The 25028-nt window shown below is 44.5% G+C and carries 18 protein-coding genes; 14 read left to right on the plus strand and 4 right to left on the minus strand.

What is annotated here, in order from left to right; genetic code table 11:
- The first annotated feature begins 190 nt into the window (after positions 1 to 190).
- The 3 genes from M1L62_RS13650 to M1L62_RS13660 all read left to right on the plus strand — a co-directional run bounded on the left by M1L62_RS13650 (position 191) and on the right by M1L62_RS13660 (position 4587).
- Complete coding sequence (locus M1L62_RS13650) at positions 191 to 730, plus strand: RNA polymerase sigma-70 factor (RefSeq protein WP_254560142.1); 540 nt, start codon at positions 191 to 193, stop codon at positions 728 to 730.
- An 84-nt stretch (positions 731 to 814) separates the two neighbouring features.
- The gene (locus tag M1L62_RS13655; RefSeq protein ID WP_254560143.1) at positions 815 to 1777 is read left to right on the plus strand and encodes a FecR family protein; all 963 of its coding nucleotides are present in this window, start codon (positions 815 to 817) and stop codon (positions 1775 to 1777) included.
- 173 nt (positions 1778 to 1950) lie between these two features.
- The gene (locus M1L62_RS13660) at positions 1951 to 4587 is read left to right on the plus strand and encodes a TonB-dependent receptor (RefSeq protein WP_254560144.1); all 2637 of its coding nucleotides are present in this window, start codon (positions 1951 to 1953) and stop codon (positions 4585 to 4587) included.
- An 87-nt stretch (positions 4588 to 4674) separates the two neighbouring features.
- Here M1L62_RS13660 and M1L62_RS13665 read toward each other — a convergent pair whose 3' ends face one another.
- On the minus strand, positions 4675 to 5916 hold the full coding sequence (locus M1L62_RS13665) for a sensor histidine kinase (RefSeq protein WP_254560145.1): 1242 nt from the start codon (positions 5914 to 5916) through the stop codon (positions 4675 to 4677).
- A gap of 22 nt (positions 5917 to 5938) precedes the next feature.
- Positions 5939 to 6616: a response regulator transcription factor gene (locus tag M1L62_RS13670; protein ID WP_254560146.1), complete on the minus strand. Its 678-nt coding sequence runs from the start codon at positions 6614 to 6616 to the stop codon at positions 5939 to 5941.
- A 323-nt stretch (positions 6617 to 6939) separates the two neighbouring features.
- On the opposite strand from M1L62_RS13670, the gene M1L62_RS13675 reads away from it, so the two are divergent.
- The 6 genes from M1L62_RS13675 to M1L62_RS13700 all read left to right on the plus strand — a co-directional run bounded on the left by M1L62_RS13675 (position 6940) and on the right by M1L62_RS13700 (position 14308).
- Entirely contained in the window at positions 6940 to 7614 is a 675-nt protein-coding gene (locus M1L62_RS13675; RefSeq protein ID WP_254560147.1) for a response regulator transcription factor, read from the plus strand.
- A gap of 102 nt (positions 7615 to 7716) precedes the next feature.
- Complete coding sequence (locus M1L62_RS13680; RefSeq protein WP_254560148.1) at positions 7717 to 8898, plus strand: DUF4856 domain-containing protein; 1182 nt, start codon at positions 7717 to 7719, stop codon at positions 8896 to 8898.
- 76 nt (positions 8899 to 8974) lie between these two features.
- Entirely contained in the window at positions 8975 to 10117 is a 1143-nt protein-coding gene (locus M1L62_RS13685) for an imelysin family protein (RefSeq protein ID WP_254560149.1), read from the plus strand.
- 52 nt (positions 10118 to 10169) lie between these two features.
- Positions 10170 to 11519: an HTTM domain-containing protein gene (locus tag M1L62_RS13690; RefSeq protein WP_254560150.1), complete on the plus strand. Its 1350-nt coding sequence runs from the start codon at positions 10170 to 10172 to the stop codon at positions 11517 to 11519.
- A complete protein-coding gene (locus M1L62_RS13695) occupies positions 11497 to 13917 on the plus strand; it encodes a TonB-dependent receptor domain-containing protein (RefSeq protein WP_254560151.1) in 2421 nt (806 codons plus the stop codon). The genes M1L62_RS13690 and M1L62_RS13695 overlap by 23 nt, the downstream gene beginning before the upstream one ends.
- Before the next feature lie 127 nt (positions 13918 to 14044).
- Positions 14045 to 14308, plus strand: a complete 264-nt coding sequence (locus M1L62_RS13700) for a transcriptional repressor (protein ID WP_254560152.1) — start codon at positions 14045 to 14047, stop codon at positions 14306 to 14308.
- 22 nt (positions 14309 to 14330) lie between these two features.
- On the opposite strand, the gene M1L62_RS13705 is transcribed toward M1L62_RS13700, so the two are convergent.
- Positions 14331 to 16736: a TonB-dependent receptor gene (locus M1L62_RS13705; RefSeq protein WP_254560153.1), complete on the minus strand. Its 2406-nt coding sequence runs from the start codon at positions 16734 to 16736 to the stop codon at positions 14331 to 14333.
- 245 nt (positions 16737 to 16981) lie between these two features.
- Here M1L62_RS13705 and M1L62_RS13710 point away from each other — a divergent pair, with 245 nt between their 5' ends.
- From M1L62_RS13710 to M1L62_RS13720, 3 genes are all read left to right on the plus strand, one after another.
- Positions 16982 to 17860 (plus strand): SDR family NAD(P)-dependent oxidoreductase, encoded by an 879-nt coding sequence (locus M1L62_RS13710; protein WP_254560154.1) that lies wholly within the window; start codon positions 16982 to 16984, stop codon positions 17858 to 17860.
- Between the two features lie 409 nt (positions 17861 to 18269).
- A complete protein-coding gene (locus tag M1L62_RS13715) occupies positions 18270 to 19100 on the plus strand; it encodes a sterol desaturase family protein (protein ID WP_254560155.1) in 831 nt (276 codons plus the stop codon).
- Positions 19101 to 19130: 30 nt separating this feature from the next.
- A complete protein-coding gene (locus M1L62_RS13720) occupies positions 19131 to 19775 on the plus strand; it encodes a DUF6134 family protein (RefSeq protein WP_254560156.1) in 645 nt (214 codons plus the stop codon).
- A gap of 193 nt (positions 19776 to 19968) precedes the next feature.
- Here the strand turns inward: M1L62_RS13720 and M1L62_RS13725 are convergent, their stop codons facing one another.
- Complete coding sequence (locus tag M1L62_RS13725; RefSeq protein ID WP_254560157.1) at positions 19969 to 20253, minus strand: hypothetical protein; 285 nt, start codon at positions 20251 to 20253, stop codon at positions 19969 to 19971.
- Positions 20254 to 20270: 17 nt separating this feature from the next.
- On the opposite strand from M1L62_RS13725, the gene M1L62_RS13730 reads away from it, so the two are divergent.
- Both M1L62_RS13730 and M1L62_RS13735 read left to right on the plus strand, forming a co-directional pair.
- Complete coding sequence (locus M1L62_RS13730) at positions 20271 to 23540, plus strand: SusC/RagA family TonB-linked outer membrane protein (RefSeq protein WP_254560158.1); 3270 nt, start codon at positions 20271 to 20273, stop codon at positions 23538 to 23540.
- Between the two features lie 25 nt (positions 23541 to 23565).
- Positions 23566 to 25023, plus strand: coding sequence for a RagB/SusD family nutrient uptake outer membrane protein (locus M1L62_RS13735; RefSeq protein WP_254560159.1), 1458 nt, complete (start codon positions 23566 to 23568; stop codon positions 25021 to 25023).
- Positions 25024 to 25028 lie beyond the last annotated feature (5 nt).

A 25028-nucleotide genomic window follows, 5' to 3' on the forward strand; every position in this document is an offset into this window, starting at 1 on the left:
CCGGAGATAATCCGATCGGCATCCTGGTTATTTTTTTGAAATCAACCAGCTCTAAGTACGACGTGCAGATTTATCGGAGCAGTTAATTGTAGGGATCAGTATAAATTATTTAGATTAATTTAAAATAATTTTGTTCGAACGGCTTGGGTTTGTAAGTTTGCATTCTTAACGGGATGCTTCTAACAACGGAATGACAAAGGTGAATGCTTTCATGCACGGGGAGATATTGGATCAGAGAACTTTTGAGACGATTTATAATATGTACTGGAAAAAAGTTTTCGGTACCTGTTATAACCATTGCAAGGATGGGGAACTTTCCCGCGAAATGGTGCAGGAAATATTTTGCTCGTTGTGGGAGCGCCGCGAAACGATCTCTTTGCGCGAGCCTATTGAACATTATCTCGTTAAAGCAGCCAAATACAAGGTGATCGATTATCTGAGGAGCAAGCCGAAGCAATTTGTGCTGTCTCCGGATGTTGAATCAGATTTTGCCTGTAATACGTCGGCCTGCACAGAAAATGACGTGCTGTATAATACCCTCACGGAAAGGGTGGGCGATCTGGTTGACAAGCTGCCATGCCAGTGCCGGTTAGTTTACAAGTTAAGCCGGGAACAGGGCCTGGACACTAAACAAATTGCATCTTCACTGCTTATTTCCGAAAAAACGGCAAAAAATCATTTAACCAAAGCACTGAGCTTCTTGCGGTTAAATCTCGAAGAATATAAATAACAGCAAAAAAATACTTTCCGCACTAGGACTAATTCAGGACTTCCGCGACTACCTTTTTGTAGTCACCAGCCGGAATATGTTTTGATGAAAATTACGAATGAACTTCTTGAAAAATATGCTCAGGGGCTTTGCACGCCGGAGGAAGTAACGCTAGTGGAGAACTGGCTTGCTGACCCTGCTTCGGAGACCTGTTTTCCGGAAGGTGTCGATATCTCGAAGCAAGGTGAAATGGCCTGGGAAGCAATCCGTGAGAAGTCTTTTGATACGGAACCTGTTAAAGTAAAATCCTTACCTCATTCCAATGTAACACGCTGGCTGGTTGCAGCCTGCATGGTGTTTATCTGCGGACTTGCGGTTTTCTTTTCCAAACGAAATGAGGAGCAGAATGCCGGATCGGCAGCTCCGAAACGGTATGTCACATTTAAGACCAAACCTGGTGAAAAAACACGTATAAAACTGAAAGACGGCACGCTGATTAATCTAAATGCTGACAGTGAGTTACGGGTTCCGGAAAATTTCGATGATTCTGTTCGTCTGGTTTCACTGAAAGGAGAGGCTTATCTGGAAGTTGCCAAAGATCCCCGGCATCCGTTCATTGTTAATACAAGCGATGCAAAGGTGAGGGTGCTTGGAACAAAATTCAATGTAAAAAACTATCCTGAGGAGAAAACAACAACGGTGGTTGTGCGGGAGGGAAAAGTCCAGCTGTCGCAGGCATCGTCAGAAAAGGAAAAGTTGATACTGACCGAAAACGAAAGAGGACAGTTTAATGCTTCCTTTGGTTTAAAAGAAGATAACGTATACGTGAACCGTTACATTGGCTGGAAAGAGAATAAGCTGGTTTTTGACAACCAGGACATGAACGATATTGCCAGAACGATCGGGCGCTGGTATGGTATTGACGTCAAACTGGGCTCGCATCACATGGGCAAGCAACGGTTCACGGGTTCGTTTGAAAATCAGCCGGCCAGTTATGTAATCGAGAAAATCTGTTATGTAATGGACTATAAATATAAAATCAGTGACCGGGAAATAAGCATCTACTAAACCGGTCATAGCCCTGAATAAAGAAAAAGCCCCGATGATCCGTCGCCAAACATCCTATCGGGGCCATTGTTAACTAACCATTTTAATTAATTAACCGTTTTTACAAACTTATGTACTCTTTGTCAAAATCCCTCATAAAAAGACGAGTCCCGTTTTTTTATTTGTTTCTCATCGTGTTTTCAATTCAGGTAAAAGCGCAGAACCACTCCGTACTCAACCAGAAGATCAGCATAAGTCTTAAAGATGTAAGACTGACTGAGGCTTTGGAAGCGATCGGGGATAAAGTGGGATGTACGGTCTCGTACAGCAATACCAAAGTGGATGCTGAAAAACGTGTCAGCTTGGATTATACGGATATTTCGGTGCAGGATGCCCTGGCACGTTTGCTGGGCAGTTCGTTGAAAAAGGTTCATGTGAGTGGTAAATCGATATTTATCCAGACGCAGTCCGACGGCAAGGGGATTATCAAAGGTTCTGTGAAAACACCGGATGGAAAGCCTGCGCAATTCGTCAATGTCGGGCTGAAAGAGATAACCAAAGGTAGTGTAACCGATCAGGATGGTTTTTTTGAGATAAAAGGAATCAGAGAAGGTAATTACACACTTCGGGTATCATCGGTGGGGTTGAATCTTCAGGAAAAACCGGTGCAGGTAACGGAAGGTAACGTGACGAAAGAGGAGTTTGTTTTGACTGAAAATACTTCTCAGCTTGACGAAGTTGTCGTAACCGGTTCCAATGTGATTAACAAACCTGTTTCGCTGGGAAAAGCCAATATCAGACCTTTGGATTTGCCACAGTCGACGGGCGTTGTGAGCAGTGTTGTGATTGCCGACCAGCAGATTACCAGGCTTGGCGACGCGCTTCAGAACGTAAGCGGGGTTTCTTTGACGCAGCAGCGTGGGGGAGTGGCCGAAACTTTTTCTTCGCGTGGTTACAGCGTGGGTATTGCCGGTTCGTCAGGCAGTATTTTCAAGAATGGCGTCATTTCCAATACGCAGGGTTTTCCTGAAACGAGTACGCTGGAATCCGTTGAGGTTTTGAAAGGCAGCGCGGCATTGTTGTACGGAAATGTTTCTGGCGGGCTGATTGTAAACATGGTTACTAAAAAACCGAAATATGAATTCGGGGGAGAAGTGTCCATGCGCGCCGGAAGTTATGGTTTGTACAAACCCACGCTGGACTTATATGGGCCGATTGCAAAAAACCTTGCTTTCCGGGTTATCGGAACGCATGAAACCGCGAAAAGTTTCAGGGATGTGGTGAGCTCGAAACGTACTTTTGTCAACCCTTCCTTGCTTTACAAACTTGGCAGTAAGACCGAAATACTTTTGCAGGGTGATTATTCAAAGCAAAATCTGACACCGGATAACGGCATAGGATCGCTGAATGCAAACCGTGATGCCCAGATTATACCGGGTAGAAAACGTTTTTTGAATACAGTATGGGCATACAGCCACATCGATCAGATCACAGGTTCGGTTAATATCAACCATCAGTTCAACAAGGTATGGAAACTGAATGTGATCGGTGCTTTGCAGGCGACGGATGTTAACTCTTTTTCAACAAACGTACCGAACAGCATCGCGGCAAACGGCAACTGGGCGCGCGGGCTGACAAGGGCTAAAACGGCTGAAAACAGCAAAACGGCACAGGTAAACCTTAACGGGAATTTTAAAACGGGTGCAGTCGGTCACCAGCTTTTGGTAGGCGCTGACTACGTAAATCTGGAAAGTCTGAGCCATACTTTTAAAATAACTTCGGGTGGTAAAACCGTAACGACCTATGATACGATCAACATTCTGGATATGAATAAGTATGTTCAGCGTACGGATATCCCGGATGCTGACGCCGTAACACGCACAACTTCTCCTTCGCACCGTCTCGGATTTTATGTGCAGGATATGGTAAGTCTGACCGAAAAAATTAAAGTGCTGGCAGGTGTTCGGTGGTCCTATCAAAAGACCATTCAAACGACAATCCTGAATCTCAGCGATCAGGTTGTGACCAGAGGTACGGCGGAAACGGTATCAAACAGTGCGTTTTCTCCAAAGGCATCGCTTGTGTATCAGCCCATCAAAACGACATCGCTTTATGGTAGTTACTCCAATAATTTTACGATCAATACCGGTCTGGATATCATCGGTTCTCAGCTGAAACCATCCATTGTCAATCAGTATGAACTGGGTGCGAAAAACGAATTTTTCAATGGACGGATTTCTGCCAACGCCAGCGTTTACCGGATCATCAACAACAACATGGCCCAAATGGCACCAACCAAGGCAGACGGTTCAGTGAATTCAGATGCCAATATTAAGGAGCTGACTGGTGAAACCACCAGTGATGGATTCGAAATTGATATCAATGGAAATATATCGAAGAACTTTTACTTCATCACGGGTTATGGTTACAATTACATGCGTTATACCAAAACTGCCGAACTGAAAGGTTCTTACATCACTGGTGAAAGACTGATCAATAACCCGGCACATAGTGCGAATGCAACCCTGTTTTACACTTTTGACACCGCTAAACTAAAAGGATTAAAACTGGGTGCCTCCGGATTTTATACGGGCAAGCGTTATGGCGGAGTCAACAACACGTTCGGACAAACACCGGAATATAACAGGCTGGTGCCTTTGACGGGATTTGTAACATTTGACGTGTCGGCAGGATATGGTTTTAAATCGGTTTCATTGCTGGTGAAAATGTCCAATATCTTCAATGAGCTTAACTACATAGCGCACGACCGATACAGTATCAACCCAATCCCTCCCCGTCAGTTTGTAGCAACGCTGGCTTACAAGTTCTGATTTGAATTTGTAAGCTAAGCATGTCAAAAACGCAAGCGACCTTTCCTGTTACAAGAAAGGGCGCTTGCGTTTTTGATAAAATAAGGGTTATGAAGAAAATTTCACAAGAAAGGAATGCCAGCCATACTCAAACTGGTAGGTGAGGTCCCAACTGTTCATCAAACAGATTTCCTTGGATATGGCCAACCCCAGCCCCGTGGAGGTTACATGCAGCTGACTTTTTGTAAACCGCTGGAAAATTTGCTCCGTCGGAAAATCAGGCGCTGAGCCTGTGTTACTGATCGAAAGTGTTTGTTGTGTAAGCGTAATTTTTACTTCACCTTCCACTGGCGTATATCGGAGGGCGTTGGACAAGAGGTTGGAAATCAGGGTATCAGCCAGATATTTGTCGGAAAATGCGCTGCTGGTACCAATATCTTCGTTTAAAATAATCTTTTTGCTGTCAAACAAATCTTCCATGTTCCTGATCTGGAATTCGAGGATTTCGTGAAGTGCAACCTGTTGTTTGTCCACAAAAATATTGTTGTCCAGTTTGGCCAGTAGCAAAAGACTTTTGTTCATTTTCGCAAGCCTGTCGACGCCTGATTTTGCCTGTACGATATACCCGGCCATCTGTTCACTCATTTCCAGCTGACTCATCCGGTCCAACTTGGATTGAATGATGCTTAACGGCGTTTGAATCTCGTGGGAAGCATTCTCGGTAAATTCGCGCAGCGCCAGATATTCCCGGCGACTCCGTTTGGTGAGGTCTTCCAGCGTGTAGTTGAGCTCCTTGAACTCATTGATACTGGATTCGTAAAGTTGCAGTTCGGCGGGGGAACTTACCGAAAAATTCTGGACATTTTTGAGGTTTTTAAAGAATGGAGTCCAGATCTTTTTGTTGGAGAAATAATTGATCAGCACCCCCGATCCGGTCAGCAAAAATGCCGTGAGCAGGAAAATATAAAAGATGGTAAGATAATACTGATCCCAGCCGATATGTGAAGTCATCACAATGGCCTGGTAGCGATCCTGGCCAATTTTCTGTGTTTCGCGGATGTAATGGTACTCCTCATATTCGTTCTGGATCCGGTCGTAAAGCAGCGAGTCACCAAAGACAATGCCCGTTGGCGTTTCCGGAGCAACCTTCACAATTCTGATCAGCGGCGCATCCATGAAATTACCTGCGCGTGCATTCGCGAAAATCTCGTCAGCCTGCAATTCCAGCTGTTCATTCATTTCATCCCCGATGGCTTTTTGCAGGATCATAAAAAGCGCAACGCCGGTAAAAATAAGGATGGACACCGATGCAATCAGATAGTCACGGGTTGTTTTATATAGCAGTTTCATGGGCAGCCTTGTGTTTTTGAATTTACTCGTATTTCCATTTGTATCCCATACCGTGGACCGTTTTTATGTAGTCATTGGGTGTGTACGCAGCCAGTTTTTTACGCAAGGTATTGATGTGAACATACACGGTGTCATAGTTATCTGCCACATCATAATGGTCACCCCAGAGATGCTCAGCAATGGATTGCCGGCTTACCACACGGTTTTTGTTGATCGCAAAGTATAATAAGAGTTCGTATTCTTTTTTAGTCAGCCCCACCGGCTCATCTTTGAAACATACCGTTTTGGAAGCCATATTGATCACCAGATCATCCACTGTTATTTCATTTTCGCCATCAAAAGATCGCCGTCTCAGCAAAGCGAAGATACGTGCGTTAAGCTCTTCCATATGAAAAGGTTTGGTAATGTAGTCGTCGGCGCCCAGCTCTAGACCGCTTACCTTATCATGCAAAGAATTTTTGGCCGAGACGATCAGCACGCCCGGATTTTTGTTTTCGGTTTTGAGGGTTTCCAGTAGGGCCAACCCGCTTCCGCCAGGCAGGGTAATGTCTAGTACAATGATATCGTACTGGTACAGATGCAGTTTTTCCTGTGCCTCGTAGAAATTAGAAGCTTTCTCGCAGCGATAACCCTGCTCGGTCAAATAGCTGTCCATTTCATCAAGCAGCAGCGGCTCATCTTCAACTAGTAGTAATTTCATAAGGTACGCTTCTAACCTCGGATCATCATCTGTTTTGTCCGGATGGTCAGACAGGTTAGGGTTTAGAGATAAGGATCAGATAATATAAGCAGTTATTGGAAAATCGGTGTGCAAAGGAAGGAAATTAATTGAAATTGGCCGAAAGTTTAATGAATCTAAATAAATTTTAATTATAAGTTATTATAATTTTCGTAAATTTATTTACTGATTTTTAGCTGGTTACGACTTATGTAACATCTTGATTTTTAAATTTGACTCTGTTAATCTTATTTGGAATTAGTATAGTTTAGAAAAAATTCAGAATTCATTTTTTAATTCGCAGCATGAAAATTCTGATAATGGAAGGTTCGGGGGAAGTAGCTGATAGCGTTGCCGAAAATTTGTCCGGTCTAGGCTATCAGTACAACTTTGTGCAAAACTTTGATGAGTTAAAACTAAATCTGAAAACGGGTGGATACGCCTGCGTTGTACTTGACACTTCGGTGGCGGGGGACCATAGTACGGGGGTTATTGAAGAGCTAAGAATGATCAGCAAGCACGCCGGACTGATTGTTACCTCGGATAAAGATTCGTTTCGCGAGCGGATCAATGCTCTGAATACCGGTGCGGATGATTATCTGACAAGGCCGTTTGAGCCTTCCGAGCTGGCAGCAAGAATTCTGGCTTTATGCAGAAGAACGGCTGTTTATAACAATGATATCCTGGTTTACAAAGAGATCAAAATTGACATGCAGGCTAAAATGGTGACTGTGAACGGTGCGCCAATAAACCTGACGAAAAAGGAACTGGAGCTGCTTCTGTATTTTCTGGACCACAAGAACAGTGTCATTAAGAAGGATAATCTCATCACGTTTTTGTCCGGTCAGCTGCATGAATTTAAAAGCAGCACAGACATTATCTATGCACATATCAAAAACCTGAAAAAGAAGATGACCGATGCCGGATGTACCATGTATCTGAAAACCATTTATGGTATCGGATATAAATGGGAGGAATAAAAATAGCTGCTTTTTTTTGCTAAGTAGTTTATAATAAGTCCAATTAATGATGAATTTGAAACGCAGTAATAACACAATTTAATCAAATCAACCCTAGCAAAGATGCTTAAAATTTCCAACAAATTACGTTACGCTTTTATCGCCCTTGCTGTGGCAGGTATGTCGTCATGCAGTGATGATGACGATGTGACACCGCCAGTTGTAGTCCCTCCGGTTGTGGAAACGCCATTACGTACAAAAATCGAATACGCAACCTTGACGCCAACAACTTCTTATGCAACATTTTTTGTTGATAAAAGTAACAAATCAACAGTAGATCTGTCGAACGGAAATAACCGTTATAAAATGTTTCAGGCGCTTAATGTAAACATCAGTTCGGCGATTTCGGGCAACAAAACCGTTGACGCCGCTGTGCTGAAAAACATGTTTGGCAACACTGGAAACGCCTTCGCGGATTCGACAAAATTGAATACCTCAGGTGTTCAGCTTCGTAACGTTGTGGCTTCATCATGGCCAACTGCCGATGCAGAAGCAGTGCGGGTGAGATTTGAAGCTCTTTTCACAGAGGTTGCAGAAGTCAGCAAGTCTGTCACTGAAACGGGAGAACTAGGTAAGGCCGGAAAAGTTGGTACGTACCTTGTTAACAAACAAGGCATTGAGCCAATCCAGATCATTCAGAAATCGTTGATCGGTGCTTTGCAGTATGACTATATTGCTAATGTTCTTTTAACCAAAGGTTTGGATGCCGATAACAAAACCGTAGTAACCGGTAAAACTTATACGCAGCTTGAACAGAATTGGGATGAGGCTTACGGATTGTTGACTTTGAGCCCAATTTACCTTGCAGGTTCTACGGACGACAAAAGAGGTACTACGGAATTCGCGTTGGGTTCTTATGTTTGGGAATATAACAAAGGTGCTTATGCAAAAATCTACCCTGCATTTTTGAAGGGCCGTGCGGCAATTGCCAATAACGACAAAACGGAGTTGAAAGCTCAGGCTGATTTTATCAAAGCAGAGTTTGAAAAAGCAATCGCTGCGGCAGCCGTGGGTTATCTGGGAAAATACAATACAGCTACAACGGATGCGGCACGTGTTCATGCGATGGGCGAAGGACTTGGATTTATCTACTCGCTGCGTTTTGCAACGGTTAATGGCGGAACTGCAAAATTCTCGGACGATATTCTAACGGCATTAGTGGGTTCAACAAACGGAGTGTGGGATTTAACGCCTGCGAAAATTGCAGCTGCATCGGACGCAATCAAAGCGAAATTTAAGTTGTAAAATAGAAGAATAATACCTTTTACATAAAAGGATTGCCGGCATTTTGCCGGCAATCCTTTCCCTATTTATTATTGATATGAAAAAGTTTAAATGGACACAGGCCGGATTAGTATTGCTGGTAGCCATTCTTATTTATGCCTGCTCTGACAGCACCGACGACAAAGGTACCGAGCCTGTTGATCAGAGTAAAAATCGTAAGGCAATTTTAACCCACTGGGCAGATAACATCATTGTTCCTTCGTACGCAAACTACAAGGTAAAACAGGACGCCATGATCGCCAAGGGTACTGCATTTGCTGCCAAACCGGATGCAGCTTCGCTGACTGCGTTTCGTCAGGCCTGGGCTGATGCTTATGTGGAATGGCAGAAAGTTGAACTTTTTGACGTAGGGCCAGGGGCAAAACGTGCCATCAGAAGTTATGTTAACATCTATCCAACCAATGTGAAAGGGATCGAAGCCAACATTGAGAACCCGACAGCCAGCCTGGAAACGACGGTATCTTTTGACAGACAGGGATTTCCTGCATTGGATTATCTTCTGAATGGAGTTGGTAGCAACGACGCTGAAATCGTAAATTATTATGCGTCGGCTACGGATGGCGCCAAAAAATTGGCCTACATCAAACGGATCACAGACCATATGGACGCGCTGCTCACGGGCGTAATCGCGGATTGGAATGGAACGTATCACGAAGATTTTATCACGAAAACGGGTACGGATATCGGATCGCCGATGGGAGAACTTGTTAACGGGTATATCCTTAATTATGAGCGTTACATACGTTCCGGGAAATTCGGAATTCCTTCGGGAGCAATGTTGAACGGCGTTGTAGCAGCGGATAAAGTGGAAGCATTTTACAAGAAAGACTTATCCAAAACATTGGCGCTGGCGGCACATCAGGCATCGTCGGATTTCTTTAACGGTAAAAATGTTAAAACCGGCGCAGAGGGACCGTCTTTCAAATCTTATCTGGATGCCCTGGGTGCTAAGGATATTGCAACTGGCAAAACGCTTAGTGAGACCATTAATGCTGAGTTTACAGCCGGCAAAAGCAAAATTGATGGCTTGAAACCTAACCTGTATCAGGAAGTACTAACCAACAATCAGGCTGTGAAGGATACATATACCGAGCTCCAAAAAGCGGTGCGAATGTTAAAAGTAGACATGACATCGGCGATGAGTATTACCATTACCTATACCGATAATGACGGAGATTGATTGATCTCAGTCACATTGAAAAACGTACACCCGACCGGATACACTCGTTATAATGATTGCATATTTAGAGAAAAAGTCTTCTGCTGCCCCACTGGCTGTGTTCAGGATGATGCTCGGCTTGATGCTGTTCATCAGTCTGGCGCGTTTTTGGTGCAAAGGGTGGATTTATGATCTTTACATCAAACCACGTTACTTTTTTTCTTTTTTCGGATTTGAATTTGTGAAGCCTCTCGGACAGTATACGTATCTGCTCTTTGCGATTTGTATGCTGTCGGCGCTTTTTGTCATGGTGGGCTATTATTACAGACCCGCCATGATCACCTTGTTTCTAAGTTTTACTTACATAGAACTTATGGACAAAAGCACCTATCTGAATCATTATTATTTTATCAGCCTGCTTTGCCTGATGATGATATTTCTACCGGCTCATGGCTATTTTTCAGTAGATGCTTACCGCGATAAAACACTGTTGTCAGGTTTTATTCCTCGCTGGTGTATCGATTCGATTAAGCTTCTGGTATTCATTTTGTATTTCTATGCGGGTCTTGCCAAGCTGAACAGCGACTGGCTTATTGCCGCGCTTCCGCTAAAAATTTGGCTTCCCGCCCGAAACGATATGCCGGTGATCGGTTTTTTGTTTAATTACGGGTGGGTACCTTTTGTGTTCAGCTGGTTCGGCTGTCTGTATGATTTGTTTATCGTGTTTTTATTGTTAAACCGAAAAACCAGGTTATTGGCTTATTTGACCGTCGTTGCATTCCATTTGATGACAGCGATATTATTCCCAATTGGCATGTTTCCTTACGTCATGATCGGGACGGGGCTGATCTTTTTCTCGGCAGATTTTCACAGGAGAATTATCGAAAAGGTTGCTTTTCTTTTGAAGCTCCCGGCAGCTTTTCCGGATGCTCAGAATACTTATACGTTTTCAAAGACAAAGGGGAAATTACTGATCGGGGCCTTTACGTTGTTTTTTGGTTTTCAGCTACTGTTCCCTTTCCGTTATCTGTTGTATCCGGGCGAGCTTTTCTGGACGGAACAGGGTTACCGGTTTTCGTGGCGGGTAATGCTGATGGAAAAGGCAGGTTATGCGCAGTTTACTGTGGTGGATAAAAATGGAAAGCAGGAGGTGGTCAGTAACACTGAGTTTCTGACGACACTTCAGGAGAAAATGATGGCTACGCAGCCGGATTTTATAGTACAGTATGCACACATTTTGAAAGATTATTATTCCAGACACGGTTTTCAGTCTCCGCAGGTCTACGTAGATTCATACGTGACACTGAACGGCAGACTGGGAAAACCACTGATTAACCCAAAAACGGATTTGGCCAGGGAAGTTGATTCATTCCAAAACAAGTCCTGGATTATCCCCCTAAATGATGAAATTAAAGGTTTTTAGTACGATTTTGTTTTGTTTTTCGATGGCCTGTGTTTTCGGGCAGCACCGGGTCAGCGGTATAGTCCGGTCTCAGTCGGACAGTATTCCCCTTCAATATTGCCAGGTTGTTCTGGATGATCATCATGCTGTGATAACGAATCAGGATGGGGTATTTTCTTTTTCCGCCGTATCCAAAGGAAATCATGTTCTGAGGATATCTGCGAATAATTTTAAGCCTGTAAAGCAGAATATCGTGGTAAAGGGTAGGGAGTTATCGCTGACGATATTTTTGCAACCCACGGAACAGGATCTGGACGAGGTTACTGTGTCGGAAAAGAAGACGGATTTCGGTTTTTCCAGAATGCGCGGGGTTGAAAATATGGGTATTTATGAAGGTAAAAAGTCCGAAGTGATCACGCCGGATCAGCTCGTAGCGAACTTATCTACTAATAATGCCCGGCAGATCTACTCTCGGGTGGCAGGTCTGAATATCTGGGAAAATGACGGTGGAGGTTTGCAGCTCAGCATCGGAGGCCGCGGACTCGACCCCAACCGGACGTCAAATTTCAATGTCAGACAAAACGGTCATGATATCAGTGCCGATGCGCTGGGATATCCGGAAAGTTATTACACGCCTCCCGTGGAGGCGGTTGGCAAAATTCAAATCGTGAGAGGTGCCGCTTCGCTGCAATACGGAACGCAGTTTGGAGGACTGATCAATTTCGTCATGCGGAAACCGGTTCAGGACCGCAAGCTTGAACTCGTAGCCAGGCAAAGTGTTGGTTCTTTCGGTTTTTATAACGCTTTTACAAGTGCCAGTGGCACCGTGGGAAAACTAAGTTATTATACTTTTTTTCAGTACAAAAAAGCAGACGGCTGGCGGGATAATTCGCATTTCAACAACTACACGTTTTATGCGGATGTGGATTATCGTCTTACCGAAAAAACGTCTATTGGTATTGATGTGACGCATATGAACTATCTGGCCAAACAGCCCGGTGGACTTTCTGATGCGATGTTTGCGAACAATCCGAAGCAGACTAACCGGGAGCGGAACTGGTTTGATGTCGGCTGGAATATGCTCGCGGTGCATTTTGATCACAAATTCAATCCAAGTTCAGACCTGAACGTTCGTCTGTTCGGGTTAAGTGCGCATCGGTATTCTGTCGGGTTCCGTCCCAACCGTGTGGCGACGATTGATGACAACAGCGCCCGTGACCTGATCAAAGGTGAATTTACCAACTGGGGTGCGGAAGCCCGGTATCTGAAAAGATATAATATTGCGCAAAAATCGTCTGTTCTTTTGGTGGGCGGTAGATATTATCACGGTTTTAACCATAGTTTGCAGGGGCAGGGCAGCACTGGTAAAGATGCGGATTTTACTTTTGTAGAACCCGAACGTTTTATCACCTATGACTATCGTTTTCCAAACCGTAACGTTTCGCTTTTCGCAGAAAATATTTTCTATCTGAATGAGAAACTTTCCGTAACGCCGGGCCTGCGGTACGAATTTATCAGCACCAAAGCCGACGGTTTTTATGGCAATGTTCAGCGCGACCTGGCTGGTAACGTCATCAACATTACCCGTACCGATGAGTTCCGGAAAAACAATCGTCAGTTTATCCTGGCGGGTATCGGGGTAAGTTATAAACCCTTTACCAAATCGGAAATATATGCGAATGTATCGCAAAATTATCGCTCGATCACGTTTAGCGACATGCGTATTTCCAACCCTTCGTCCGTTATTGATCCCGATATGAAAGATGAAAAGGGTTATTCGATTGATCTGGGTGTGAGAAGCCAGCAGACTTCGTTTTTTAATTATGATGTGAGTTTGTTCTATCTTAATTACAACAACCGGATCGGCGAGATTCAGTTTTACGACGAAAGCAACCGGATACTACGCCTGCGCAGCAATGTGGGGCAGGCGGTGATCATGGGAATTGAATCCTATGCCGAGGCTGATTTTCACAAAATGCTCGTTCCTGAAAGTAAGGATTTTAGCACGGTTTTGTTTGGTAATTTTGCCTTTATCAAATCCGAATATAAAAAGAGTATCATGCCCGGTGTACAGGGCAATCAGGTGGAATTTGTGCCTAAGGTTAATGTCAAAACCGGCGTGAGGATCGGTTATAAAAAGATAAAGGGATCTTTCCAGTTCACGCATTTGACTGATCAGTTTTCTGACGCCACCAATGCACGGGAGGGAGGTATTTCTTCGGTCGTAGGTTTGATTCCGGCCTACACGATCATGGATGTCAGTTTGTCTTATGAATTTAAAAAATTCAGGGTCGAGGGAAGCTGCAATAATCTGGCCAATACCATGTATTACACCAGAAGAGCCACCGGTTATCCCGGACCTGGTATTTTACCTTCGGACGGGCGTGGTTACTATCTGACCTTACAGGTGAAAATCTAGTTGATTTTCCCAAAAGTAATATCCAATTCCACCCGATAATCATTATCATTCAGGACAGCTCCGTTGCTGAATGATAATGATTGTTTGTAAATGTGATCCGGTAGTTGTTTTAACGCGTGTTGGAATCATGTTGATTTCTGAGAAGATAAAGATACATTGTAAGTCAGCCGGGATCATATCCTATCAAAAGAGATTGCTGGTGGCCCGGACACTGGAAGAGCTGGATTGCGCCGTGACCGCCGATGAAGTTTGGTCGTGTGTCCGTTCTGGCGGAAACAAAGTAAGTTTTCCGGCTGTGTATGGCATTCTCAATTGGTTAATCCGCAACGGTTTTGTAGAAAAACAGGCGCACAGCGAGCGGAGCATGTTGTACACGATCCGTAAGTATTAAGGCTGGCGCCGGGTTTGTCAAACTAGAATTTGTAATTGTAGCCAACCCGGATGATCTGCGTTTCGTAATAGTCGGAGCTTGCGTAACGAAACCCGCTTCCATCGACCGTTTTTTTGATTACCATCGTATTAAAAAGATCGGTGGCATTTAGGAAGTAATCACCATTTTTTACCTGCTTTTTGATACCCGCATCGACTGAAAATCTTGATCCCGTTTTGCCCTGTGGTATAATATCCGGTGCCAGATACACCATTGATAGTTGTGCTTCCAGTCCCTTCGCCAGTTTCAGCATGGCATTCATTTTTGCGTTACCCGAGGTGAGTTTTTGCTTTACACTGGTATAGGAGCTTGTGACCGGATATTTATTTTCGACTGAAAATTTGTTGATTATATTCCTGTAAATCGTCATACTGGTATTCATCGTAAGCCAGGGAGCAAATTGTTGCTGCCAGATCACCTCAGCTCCTGAATTGTTACTTCTGCCTGCGTTTTGGAATATGTTATAAATGATCGTACTGCCGGGAACTGTACTGCCGATGCGTACGATGGTACCGTCGGTCATTCGATGGAAAAGTGCAGTGTAGAGGTAGCCCGCCGACCAGTTTGTTTTGTAACCCACTTCCAGCACGTTGGTGAACTGCGGGCGTAGAGCAGGGTTTCCTATTTTGATAATCTCGGCATCGTCATATTTTGGGAAAATGCGGATATCCACTTCATTGGGCCTGTCGACGCGCCGGTTGTAGAATAAGGAAATCCTGTTTTTGTCATCAATTTTATACGTCAACCGGATATTTGGGAAAGGCTGTGTGTAATGATAACCGGAACTTTTATAGGTCGGGTGATTTGGATTGACACTGTAACGGAGGTCGACATACTCAACGCGAATGCCGGCTTCTACTTCCAAAAGCCGATTCTCGAAAACATAGTTACTGTACAAAGCGGGAATGGTTTCGTTGTAATTGGCCCAGCCGCCCGCAGCACTGTCGATCGGAGAATTAAGTCCAGGGAAAAACTGCATGTTGGTCGGAATGTAACGTTTCCGCACTTTAACGCCTGCTTCCAAATGGCCGTATTTCAATGGCTTGATGTAGTCGACGGTCAGGTCAGCAACATTTTCATCTGAAAGCAGTTTAAACGCGTCTTTTCCGGTAAATGCCGGCAGGATATTGGTGAAAAAATACTTTTCATCTTCTCTGTGAAAGGTGTAATTTAAACCAACATTCAACAAATGCCCCGGTTGTAAAAACTTGTGTTGAAAGGTTGACGTGGCCGTCACTGTGGTTTTGAGCTCATCTTCCAAAAATTGCCACAGGCGTTTTCTCTCTGACAGGTCGGCGTTGAAAAAAGGTTCGTCTCCACGATCTATGATTTTTTCGCTGCTGAAAAGGGCAGAGAGCGAAAATGTGTTACTGGCATCCAGGTTATAATCAATACCGGTTTTAGCCGTAACGATATTGGTATTTCGGTTTCTTTTTGTTTGCTGACGGACCACTTCGCCGTTGTCATAAGAACGATCAACGAACTCGTTTTTGTTGAGGGTAGGTGTGTGCAGATAGTCTCCCTGGAAGTAGATGTTGACCTTATTTTTCCGGTAATTCAGCGCGACTGACGGGTTGAGTTTAAATGTCCGTCGGTACTGCGGACGAATATCAGGCAGGTTTTCCTTTTTTATCCAAAGTGCACCGAGTCCGGTTGATAACCCGATTTTCCCATTAAAACCTTCCTGTTTATTCTTTTTGTAAATGATATTGATTATCCCCGCATTCCCGTTTGCGTCATATTTGGCGGACGGATTATTGATCACCTCGATCTTTTCAATCGCCGAAGCTGGGATGTTGTCAAGGCTGGTCTGGTTTCCAAATCCCGTCAGAGCGGTTTGTTTGCCATCGACAAGGATCACCACGCGGTCATTGCCCCGGATTGAGACCTTACCATCCTGATCAGTCGTAACACCCGGCAGGTTTTTCATCACCTGCAATAGGGATCCGCCGCTTTGACTGATGTTATCGGTTACCGAGAAAGTCTTTTTATCCATACGCCCGTCCGGCCCCTCACCACCGGATCCCGTGATGGTTACTTCATTAAGCTGCCTGGGATTTTCCAGCAAGCGAAACACACCCAAATCTAAAAAGGAACTCAGCGAACCGACCAGAACAGGATGCGTTGAAGTTTGATAGCCGAGATAAGAAATTTCTACAACATAATGTCCGGTTTTGATATCGGTAAGACTGAAAAGTCCCTTATTGCTGGTGATGGTTCCGGAGATAAAGGAACTGTCGGCCTGTCTTTTCAAAGCAATGTTCACAAACGGCAGCGGCTTGTTTTCCCTGAGATCCGTAACGGTTCCTGATAAAGTAACTTTAACGGACTGTGCGGTACTCTGAAAGGAACACAAAAGGATCAGGGCCAACAAAAATAAACTTTTCATTATATCTTCATTTGATTCATGGTGAGGCAAAGAAGCGGTACGATTTTGAAGAAATTTTAAATTTTTACGACGAGTGAGGTAAAAGGAAATATGTTTTATTTGTTTAGTCTATTGAGTTAATAGATTATTTATTTTACTTTTGTCTTTCAGTATTCGTGCCGAAGTAATTTTAAATCTTACGACCCAGTGGCCATAAGATTTAAGAATAGTCAGGCGGAGTTTAAAAACCCATCTATTTAAAACAAATGACAAACATTAAAAATGAACGCCGGGTTATTTTGATAACCGGTGCGACTTCCGGCATAGGCAGGGAAGCCGCTTTTGCGCTGGCGAGGCAGGGTGCCCATGTGATTGTTCACGGCCGGGACCAGGCGAAAACAGAATCCCTGAAGCAAGAGATCATTGATGCGACCCGCAATCTTTTTGTCGATTCCATTGTGGCAGATCTGTTTTTGTTATCAGAAGTGAGAAAAGTAGCAGCGTTAATTAATGAACGCTATGCACAACTGGATGTGCTGATCAACAACGCCGGTGGACTCATGGGGCTTCAACGTGAAACGACGAGTGAAGGACACGAGAAAACAATCGCGCTAAATCTGCTGGCGCCTTTTTTGTTAACAGGCTTATTATTGGATAAACTCAAAAAAAGCAGCGATGGCAGGATTATCAACGTGTCGTCCGTCGCGCATAAGCAACTGGCCAAGCCCGATTTTACGGATATTGAAAACCAAAACCGCTATTCCGTTGCAAAGGCTTATGGTGATGCCAAACTCTATCTGATCCTGGTTTCTCAGAAACTGTCGCGAAAGCTGGAAAAGGGAGGTTTTGAAAACATAACGGTCAATACCCTGCATCCGGGTCTTGTAGCTTCTAATTTTCTGGGTGGGAGCGGGCTTACCGGTCTGATCAAATGGATAGGAAAGTTGAGTATTCCTTTCTCAAAAACAGCTGCTGAGGGTGCTGAAACCATTATTTATCTGGCGTCATCCAACGACGTCAAGGGCGTAAGCGGGAAATATTTTAACAATGGCAAGCCGGAAAAAATCGGCCGGAAATATGACTTTCCCAAAAATGAGAATACCGTCTGGACGTATTGTGAGCATGCAGCAGACATCGTTTATTGAGCAGGCACTTATTCTTTTGTAGAAGTATTTATAAAATTGAATAAAAATTTGCATTATTAAAATTAATAAACTTACTTTGTCTATCAATTAAGTAGACTTATTAGTTTTCGAACCACCCGAAGCTAAATATTAATCCTGAAATCATCATTATGAATGCGATTAATTTACTTCCTGGGGCATATCGCCGGCATAGCAAAGGTTTACCATCTTTCTTCTTTCAGCAATTTTGTTGTTGCTGTTGATTCTGTTTTTCTGCAAACAGCGCCTTTCCATTTCCCATATATCCAAACCGTGAATTAAAGCCGGGTCAGGTTTTTCAAAGCCCGTTTTCTAATCACCGGATTTCTTCCGGATCGGGGAGAGGTATACACTTGTCGAAACGATATTTCCAATTCAAAACTATACCATCATGCAATTCACCGACAGCCTCATTTATTATGAAATTCTGACGCTTTTTGCCGTCATCAGTATTGCCGAGTTTTTTACAGGATTGTACAAAAGCGAAAAGTGGTCCAAAAACGAGTGGTACATCAACTTTGCCGGTCTGTTCTTGTCCAGTACCATCACCAGGCCGATTAGTTTCCTGCTAACATCCTATGTATTAAATTATTTCTTCGCCGGTTATTTTGACTATTTTTCAAATGTCCCACTTTGGCTGGGCGTCATTATTACCTGCCTGCTGGAAGATTTTACACAATACTGGTGGCACAGGGCAGCGCACACTTACACCTGGCTTTGGAAAGCGCACCGGGTACATCACACGGCGCCTGAGATGAGCGTTTTTCTAACCGGCCGCAATTCATGGATTTATCTGCTGCTTTTTCCTTCGCGTATAGTGTCAACGGTTCTTGTGTTTCTGGGTTTTGGTCAGGCGTTTCTGATCGGATATTTTTTCAAAGCGTTGATCGGGATTTCTGCGCATTCAAGCGTTCGCTGGGACAAGCCGTTATACGCCATTAAGTGGCTGCACCCGGTGATGTGGGTCGTTGAGCGTACCATTTCTACCCCTGCGACACACCATGCACACCATGCCGCCACCGATGCAGACGGGATTGGCGTCATCAATGGAAACTATGGCAACATGTTTTTTATCTGGGACATGATTTTCGGGACAGCCAAAATCACCCGGGAGTTTTCTGAGCATATTGGTCTGGAAGACTACCACGAGGAGCCCTGGTACGTACAACTTGGCTACCCGTTATTCAAGTCAAAAGATTCAAGAAGCGAATTGTCGGAATAAATTCGAAGCCCACCATTAACCAGACTACCGATGAAAAATCCAAGACTGATGCTCATTCTTGCCGGGATTATTTTGTCCTTTCGTGCATATTCACAGACTGTCATGTACGATGTGACCGTAGCCGGGCGCGTGGTGGGTTCCGTTAAAGTTATCCTTTTTGATGCGGGTGCGAAAACCGTTAAACGACGTATTGAGGCACAGTTCAGCATCCCGTTTTACTCGGGTAGTTTTTTCAGCGAGAACGATTTTGCCGACGGCTTTTTAAAAACCTCACTTACCGAGCATTATGTGAATGGTAAGCAGCGGGAGCGGACTTTCACTTCAAACAAAAAACCGCAGTCGTATCGCATTGATTTTTCGGGAAAAACGGCGGACAAGGAAAAACCAAAGGATCTGAACCAGGCCATCAATCACACCATCACCAATCTATATTACGAAGAGCCGGCCAATGTAAGTGCAGTTTATTCGGAAAGGTACGGTCAGATGTGCAGCGTAAAAAAGCTTGATGAGAATCGTTATGGTATCAGTTTACCGAATGGCAAACAGAGTATTTATGCCTACGAACGTGGCCAGTGTACGGAGGTTCAGTCGGAGCTGGCGGGCATGAAACTGAGGATCGTCAGAAAAATGAACCAGTTAGCCGGAAAAGTAAATCACAAGAATATATCATATTAATCATATCTTCTATTTTCTTACAGGATTGCAATCTGTTGATATAGAGTAGTGTATTAAATAATTTCTTGAAGCCGTATTAATTAACTACAATAAAGTTTGCTTTAATAAAATTATTTAATTTATTTTGTCTATCAATTAAGTATACTAATAATCTTTACTTATAAACCACCTATTGGTAAGGAGTCAAATTTGTTTAAATCATATCAACTATGAAAGCAAGATCTGTACTCACCATGTTCGAATCGCCTGCAAAAAAGGTGAAAATTATTTTCCCGACTCCCCATTGTCCGTGCCGTATCTGATCAGGTACGGATTTATTGTTAGGACATCCCGTTCGATTTTTTGAAAAACTGTTCACCCGGCATTTGTAAGGTTTGGGGTAAGCAGGCTTATTATTTCCGTGCGTATAGGCGCCAGCGGCATGTGTCGCGTTGTGTCTTTCTATGCCCAAACCGCAACCAATTTCCAGGTCATTCATTATTAACCCCATTCAGCATGGAACAAAAATACATTACCTTTTTTCATCGCTCGCTTATCCGGAAACGTGCCCGGACCATTATTCCATTGGCCGCACTGCTAATGGCAAACCCGGTGTTGGCTGAGCAAAAGTACTCCGCACTCCGTCACAACCCCTACAATAATTCGGCGGCCATTTTCGCCGATAAAATCGTAACCGGAACGCTGAAAGACAGGGACTCGGGAGACTTATTACCCGGTGTTTCAATTTTGGAAAAAGGTACTTCCAACGGAACGATTACGGATAAGGATGGTAAGTTCAGCCTGTCGGTAAACGAGAATGCCATACTCGTGTTTTCGTTTATTGGTTACAGTCCGGTAGAACAGCCTGTAAAAAACCAGTCTGTTTTTAACCTCGGTCTGGTTACCGATACCCGCCAACTTAGCGAAGTGATGGTCGTTGGGTACGGTACACAGTCCAAAGCGGAGTTCACCGGTTCTGCCGTACGTATTGCAGGAGAGGCAATTAAAGAACAACCTGTTCAGAGTTTCGACCAGGCACTGGCAGGCCGGGCAGCGGGTGTCAGCATCGCTCAGCCAAACGGGGTTTTGAATAATCCTCCTGTGATCAGGATCCGGGGTGTAAACTCCATATCGCTAAGTTCTTACCCGCTTGTGGTTGTGGATGGAATTCCGATCAATACCGGAAACGTCTCGTCCAGCACGGCGGTTCCGAATAACCCTCTGGGTGATATAAACCCGGCAGATATTGAGTCTATTGACGTTTTAAAAGATGCAGCTTCCACTTCCATTTATGGTTCCCGGGCCGCAGCCGGCGTTTTGCTGATCACGACAAAAAGAGGGAAAACAGGCAAGCCGCGTATTAATTATGAAACCTGGGCTGGTGTCTCTGAGGTTGTCCGGTTACCGGATCTGCTGAATGCGGAACAGTACATTGCAATAAAAAATGAAGCGGTTCTGAATGCAAAGGTATTAGGCGGAAACGCAAATAATGACAAAGTAGCGTCAGCTTTGTTTTTTGAAAATAAGAATCCGGATGGTTCTCCGATCGACACCCGCTGGTATGACTATATCTACCGCAAAGGAACTTCGCAAAATCATAATGTGAGCGTGTCCGGTGGGACAGAAACGACGAAATATTATTTTTCTGCCAATTACACCAAACAGAAGGGTTTTTTGGAAGAAAACGAGTTTAAAAGAAAGGCGGTCCGTTTCAACATTGACCAGACGATCAACAGCTGGCTGAAACTGAAAGGTAGTGTTTCATACAATACCAGTTTCAATCTTTCGCCTTATGCAGGTTCGCTGCCAAACTCCAATTTCTTTCTGGTAGGAGCTGCCAGGCTTGCGATATCGCTTCCACCAAACGTGCCGGCTTTTAATCCGGACGGCAGTTACAACATCAGCACAGCCAGTCCGAACACCATCGGCATGGGAAATAATCAGGTCGTGAGCAATTTTGGTAACCCGGTTGCTTTGCTTGAACTTAACCGGTATACTTCTGAAAATGACCGTGTCATCGGGAGTTTCGGGGCTACGGTGAATCTTTTGAAAAATCTGGATTTTAATACGTCCTATTCCATAGACCGCCTTCGTACGGATAACGTGAGTTTCGACAGCCCGGTGCAGGGGAATGGTTATTCCAGCAAAGGCTCGGCGAGTAATGTTTCGGCAGTACGCGACAGCTGGAACTGGACCAACACACTTACCTTTAACCAGACTTTCGGAGGCAAACACGCTGTTTCGGTACTTGCCGGATACGATGTTCAAAAATTCAATAACTCCTCATGGGGGGCTACAAGAACGCAGGCGGCTGATCCGTTTTACAAAAATTATCAGGGAAACTGGGGTTCTATCACCGCTTCTGACAACGAGTTGAGCGAGCGGGCCTATCTGTCATTCTTTTCAAGGATTACGTACGATTTAAGCAAGAAATATTTCCTGACACTTAATTTCCGCAGAGACGGAAACTCGGCTTTGGGAACGGATAAGAAATACGGGAATTTTGGTGGTGTGTCGGCAGGTTGGGCTTTATCAGAGGAAGAATTTTACAAGAACTCCGCGGCGGCCTCGATTCTTAACAACATCAAGCTTCGGGCAAGCTGGGGACGTGTTGGTAATGGTAATTTAAGCAACGCGTTTAGCTCCCTTGAATTATACAGCGGATCTCTTTACGGAAATGTACCGACGTCGGCAATTTCACAGGCTGGCAATCAAAACCTGGGTTGGGAAACCAGTGAGCAAACCAATATTGGTGCGGATCTTGGATTCTTCAATGATCGTTTTCAGGTAGAATTGACTTATTTTAATAATGATGTCAACGGATTGATCCTGAGTGCGCCACAGGCCGTTTCAAAAGGTATTCCGAACAATTCGATTCTTGGAAACGTCGGTTCAATGTACAACCGCGGAATAGAAATTGGTATCAATGCGAACCTGATTCGTAAAGGCGATTTTTCATGGAATGCTTCGCTGAATTATACCAATCTGAATAACAAAGTAACGGCGCTGGCCGATGGAAATACCGATATCGTGGGCACAACCCACGTTTCTTACGAAACGACAAATATTACGCGGGTGGGGCATTCGGTTGGAAGTCTCTATGGAGCAAAAACCGCCGGGGTTAACCCTGAAAACGGTCGCCGTATTTTTATCAACGGAGAAGGAAAAAAGGTTCAGTACAGCCAGGTTGCTGCGGCAGGCGAAAGTCCGTGGACCTATCTTGATGGAAGTAAGGCAAATGCGATAACCGGTGCGGATTACTACCTGATCGGTAATGCGTTGCCGAAATGGTATGGCGGTCTGGTCAATAATTTCAAATACAGGAATTTTGACCTGGGCATCAACCTGACTTATTCAGGAGGGAACCTGGTTATGAACGGAACCCGCGCGACCTTGCTTGACCAACGTGCATATAACAACTCGACGGAAATTCTCAACCGCTGGCAAAAACCGGGCGACGTGACCGATATTCCGCGACTGGTTTACAATGACCAGCTGTCAAGTGGTTCTTCTTTCCCGGTTTCAACAAATGCTGAAAAAGCTGACTTTCTGAGGTTACAGAACGCGTCACTGGGTTATCGATTGCCATCGAATCTTTTCGGTAAATCAGGCATTGCTTCGGTTCGTATTTATGCACAGGTTTCCAACGGGTTTTTGTGGACGAAGTACAAAGGAACGGATCCGGAATCATCCGTGAACGGAAATTCGAATACGACGCCCGGTGTGGAGAAGAACTCAATCGGTCAGGCGCGGACGTTTACTGCGGGTCTTAACATTGGTTTTTAATCAAGGAATTTAGCAAAGAAATACTATGAAAAAGTTTAAGAATATATTAATCCATTCTCCGAAATTATACCTGAGTCTCGCTCTGTCGTTATCTGTGCTGGCCTGTAACCGGGACGAACTTTTGAACCCACAGCCGGAAACTTCCGTGAGTGGTGCCAATGCCTTTGATACGCCGGACCGGATTTTGTCGCTTGTCAACGGGATCTACAAATCGGCCAAAGCTGCGAACTTTTACGGAGGTAATTATTACACCTACTCGGAGGCAAGAGGGGAGGAATTTATCAACAGAACCAGTAATACCTTCACGGCTTTTGAGGCGTGGAGCCAGGCACTTAATTCGGGATCTAACTTTGTGGCCGGTTTCTGGGCATCGGGTTACTCGGTGATCAACAACGCTAATATCCTGATCAAGGGAATCGCAGATAACCCCGGAAAAGTGACCGATGCAGTAGGCAAACAGTACGTGGCCGAAGCCAAATTTTTGCGGGCATTAAGTTACTTTGATCTGGTGACGCTTTACGCAAGACCCTATAATGAGAACAAAGGTACTTCACCCGGTTTGCCACTGCGTTTGCAGGCAGAAACAACAACGGCCAATAATGATCTGAAAAGAAGTTCGGTCGCTGAGATTTATACGCAGATCATCAAGGATCTTGACGAGGCTGAAAAAGACCTTCCGTTGACGTATTCCACCGCTTTGTTAAATGTCACAAGGGCACACAGAAACGCGGCGATTGCGCTTAAAACAAGGGTTTATCTGAACAGTGGAAATTATGCGAAAGTGATCGAGGAGGCAAAGAAGATCGTGTCGGAAACTGCGCCTTTTACGGCTTCTTCCGGTGTCGCGCACAAGCTTCAAAACATTGTCGAGATTTTTACGACGAACTACACGAGTACAGAATCCATTCTTTCGGTTCCGATGACAGAGCTGGATAATGTAACCGGTCAGTCTTCGTTCCCTTATGTGTTTAATGCAAACTCTGAATACAATCTCAATCCTACGGGTATCTGGGGAGACACCGAGTGGAAGTCGACCGACGCGCGCCGGACTTTTTCAAGAACAGCGTCGGGCGTACAGTTCCTGACAAAGTACAACAAGCCATCGCCGTTTCTTGACTATCTTCCGATTATCCGTTATTCGGAAGTGTTGTTAAACTATGCCGAAGCTGCTGCCCGTACCGGCGATCTGGCCAAGGCTGTCAGTTTGCTGCAAGCGGTAAGAACGCGGTCAGACGCTGGTTATGTGTTCCCGACTGATGCAATTGGCACACAGTCAGCCCTAGTTTCGACGATTCTGAAAGAAAGAAGAATTGAGCTTCTGGGAGAAGGATTCCGGTCGAATGATTTGGTGAGAAATCTGTTTACGTTGCCTGCAAAATCAAGCAGTGCACTAATTGCCCCGGCGGTAGAGCCGTCTCAGGCAAACTATATTTTTCCTTTGCCAAACACGGAGATAACGTCAAACAAACTTCTGCTTCAATAACCAGT

Source organism: Dyadobacter diqingensis (genome assembly GCF_024220585.1).
Lineage (GTDB): Bacteria > Bacteroidota > Bacteroidia > Cytophagales > Spirosomataceae > Dyadobacter > Dyadobacter diqingensis.

Excerpts from the sequence above, each read along its gene's own strand:
- M1L62_RS13650 (WP_254560142.1), top strand. The coding sequence starts at position 191 with ATGACAAAGGTGAATGCTTTCATGCACGGGGAGATATTGGATCAGAGA.
- M1L62_RS13655 (WP_254560143.1), top strand. The coding sequence starts at position 815 with ATGAAAATTACGAATGAACTTCTTGAAAAATATGCTCAGGGGCTTTGC.
- M1L62_RS13665 (WP_254560145.1), bottom strand. The coding sequence starts at position 5,916 with ATGAAACTGCTATATAAAACAACCCGTGACTATCTGATTGCATCGGTG.
- M1L62_RS13670 (WP_254560146.1), bottom strand. The coding sequence starts at position 6,616 with ATGAAATTACTACTAGTTGAAGATGAGCCGCTGCTGCTTGATGAAATG.
- M1L62_RS13675 (WP_254560147.1), top strand. The coding sequence starts at position 6,940 with ATGAAAATTCTGATAATGGAAGGTTCGGGGGAAGTAGCTGATAGCGTT.
- M1L62_RS13680 (WP_254560148.1), top strand. The coding sequence starts at position 7,717 with ATGCTTAAAATTTCCAACAAATTACGTTACGCTTTTATCGCCCTTGCT.
- M1L62_RS13685 (WP_254560149.1), top strand. The coding sequence starts at position 8,975 with ATGAAAAAGTTTAAATGGACACAGGCCGGATTAGTATTGCTGGTAGCC.
- M1L62_RS13690 (WP_254560150.1), top strand. The coding sequence starts at position 10,170 with ATGATTGCATATTTAGAGAAAAAGTCTTCTGCTGCCCCACTGGCTGTG.
- M1L62_RS13695 (WP_254560151.1), top strand. The coding sequence starts at position 11,497 with ATGATGAAATTAAAGGTTTTTAGTACGATTTTGTTTTGTTTTTCGATG.
- M1L62_RS13700 (WP_254560152.1), top strand. The coding sequence starts at position 14,045 with ATGTTGATTTCTGAGAAGATAAAGATACATTGTAAGTCAGCCGGGATC.
- M1L62_RS13705 (WP_254560153.1), bottom strand. The coding sequence starts at position 16,736 with ATGAAAAGTTTATTTTTGTTGGCCCTGATCCTTTTGTGTTCCTTTCAG.
- M1L62_RS13710 (WP_254560154.1), top strand. The coding sequence starts at position 16,982 with ATGACAAACATTAAAAATGAACGCCGGGTTATTTTGATAACCGGTGCG.
- M1L62_RS13715 (WP_254560155.1), top strand. The coding sequence starts at position 18,270 with ATGCAATTCACCGACAGCCTCATTTATTATGAAATTCTGACGCTTTTT.
- M1L62_RS13720 (WP_254560156.1), top strand. The coding sequence starts at position 19,131 with ATGAAAAATCCAAGACTGATGCTCATTCTTGCCGGGATTATTTTGTCC.
- M1L62_RS13725 (WP_254560157.1), bottom strand. The coding sequence starts at position 20,253 with ATGAATGACCTGGAAATTGGTTGCGGTTTGGGCATAGAAAGACACAAC.
- M1L62_RS13730 (WP_254560158.1), top strand. The coding sequence starts at position 20,271 with ATGGAACAAAAATACATTACCTTTTTTCATCGCTCGCTTATCCGGAAA.
- M1L62_RS13735 (WP_254560159.1), top strand. The coding sequence starts at position 23,566 with ATGAAAAAGTTTAAGAATATATTAATCCATTCTCCGAAATTATACCTG.